The sequence below is a fragment of the Gordonia sp. i37 genome (assembly GCF_002043085.1).
GTDB lineage: Bacteria > Actinomycetota > Actinomycetes > Mycobacteriales > Mycobacteriaceae > Gordonia > Gordonia polyisoprenivorans.
Window position 1 is genome coordinate 1 of the sequence record NZ_MVPX01000718.1, and the last position, 1866, is coordinate 1866.

4 protein-coding genes are annotated in these 1866 nt (G+C 62.4%); 1 reads left to right on the plus strand and 3 read right to left on the minus strand.

Features of this window, described 5'->3' with window-relative positions; translation table 11 throughout:
* Window positions 1-832, minus strand: an 832-nt coding sequence (locus tag B1964_RS29775; protein ID WP_253194278.1) for an IS630 family transposase, incomplete at its 3' end; no start/stop codon positions are given.
* Here B1964_RS29775 and B1964_RS31395 point away from each other — a divergent pair.
* Complete coding sequence (locus B1964_RS31395; protein WP_253194279.1) at window positions 720-1223, plus strand: hypothetical protein; 504 nt, start codon at window positions 720-722, stop codon at window positions 1221-1223. The genes B1964_RS29775 and B1964_RS31395 overlap by 113 nt on opposite strands.
* 44 nt (window positions 1224-1267) lie before the next feature.
* Here B1964_RS31395 and B1964_RS31520 read toward each other — a convergent pair whose 3' ends face one another.
* Both B1964_RS31520 and B1964_RS29785 read right to left on the minus strand, forming a co-directional pair.
* Window positions 1268-1402: a hypothetical protein gene (locus tag B1964_RS31520; RefSeq protein WP_290440764.1), complete on the minus strand. Its 135-nt coding sequence runs from the start codon at window positions 1400-1402 to the stop codon at window positions 1268-1270.
* A 179-nt stretch (window positions 1403-1581) separates the two neighbouring features.
* On the minus strand, window positions 1582-1866 hold a 285-nt coding region (locus B1964_RS29785; RefSeq protein WP_172399026.1), incomplete at its 5' end, for an HAD hydrolase family protein.

Consider the following 1866-nt stretch of genomic DNA (forward strand, 5'->3'; position numbering starts at 1 on the left):
AGTGACATCCTTCCAGCAGGGCCCATAGCCCCACTATCTCGGGTGTCCACTCAAACTGGGGAACCTCATTCTTGTAGGTGGCGTAATTGTCCATCACCAAGTGCAGTTCCTGGTCGCCGTAGGCGCGGTCGATCTGGCGGAGGAACGACAACAACTCCTGGTGGCGGTGGCGCGGCTTGACTGCCGCGGTCACCTGCCCGGTCGCGATCTCCAGCGCGGCGAACAACGTCGTCGTGCCGTGACGTTTGTAGTCGTGGGTTCGGCGTTCGATCTGTCCCGGCTGCATCGGCAGCATCGGCGCCGTGCGGTCGAGAGCCTGGATTTGGCTTTTCTCGTCCACACACAACACGATCGCGTTCTCCGGTGGTGCCAGATACAAGCCCACGACATCGGTGACTTTGGCGACCAACTCCGGATCGGTGGAGAACTTGAAGGTTCCCGAGCGCCACGGCTGCACGCCATACTCGCGCCACGCACGCGCGACTGTGGCGTTGCCGATCCCGAGATGGCTGGCCAACAAACGTGACGACCAGTGCGTCACCCCGTACTTCTTCGGCGGCGGCATCAACGTCGCCGAGATGACCTCCGCGTGATCGAGATGCCTTGGCCGGCCAGGTCGTTCAGCATCAACCAGCCCATCAAGGCCGCCATGGAGATACCGGGAACGCCACTTCAATACGGTAGGCACCGACACCACCACGACCTCGCTGATCCGCGAGTTGGCCATCCCGTCAGCAGCAAAGGTCACGATCCGCGCCCGACGCACCAGTCCCGCAGGCGTCGACGTCGACCTGAATAGTCGATCAAGTTTCTCCGCATCGCCATCACGCAATCCCAGGGCCGGGGCAGCAGAATTCGCCATAACCGATTATCACAAATCGCAAACCATAAACCAACTAACGACACGCGACACTATCGCCTACGTAAGTGTTATCGCTAGTTCCTCTTCCACGAAGGGCAAGGGCGACTACTGCGACCCGATCTACACCAGCGCCGCCGAACGCGAGCAAGACTTCACAACCGCAGCTCTGGGCATTGCTATCCCCAGCACGATCATGCTGGCTGTCGGCGCGGTGGTCCTCGTGTCGCTGGCCCGCCACTGGCAGGGGATTGGTCGATGGCGAACGGCACGAGGGGCATTCGCCGTTCTCGCGACACTTGTGACAATGACTGGCTACATCTACCTACTTAACGCCGCGGACTTCACAGCCACCTGTCAGTAGGCGCCCTGCCGGCGGGCGCGTCACCGCCTGCCGCGCAGCCTGATTCACGGCGTCGCGGTGTGTGCGGCGGTATCGGCGTTTCGGCCTTCCTCATCGTCCTCATCGCGATCGCCGGAACACTCCTCATCGGATGGCTCCTGCGCCACCACCGCTGTCGTGAGAACGGTGTAAGTGGCCATACCGCCCTCGGTGTGTCGGGGGCAGGAAGGTCGCATCATGACCGACACTCTGGTGACTGTGGAGCCATCTGATGAACACGATGACGGGATCGTCGAGGTGCCTGCGGACCGCAGCGTCGATGAACTCGAGATAGCCCCCCGTGCCCGGCGGCGTAGGGCTGATACTTTTGCCGCCTCGTTCAGGCCAACAGGGAGCGCCCTAGTGCGTAAGCTTTCCGCAGGTCGTCTCCGCGGTAGCGATGGACGGCGAGCGCTTCCACTACTTCGCTACCGTTGACCGCGACCGAGGCGACCCCGCTGCGGAACAGCGGAATGTCGGTGTAGGAGTCGCCATAGGCGACGACGTGACCAGTGTCGATACCGGTCTCGTGCGCATAGCGCTGCACGATGGCAACCTTGTCGACGTCCTCGAGGATCAGTGTGTCGTCGAAGGACCCGCCGATCGGGTTGTGGCTGGGGGGGGG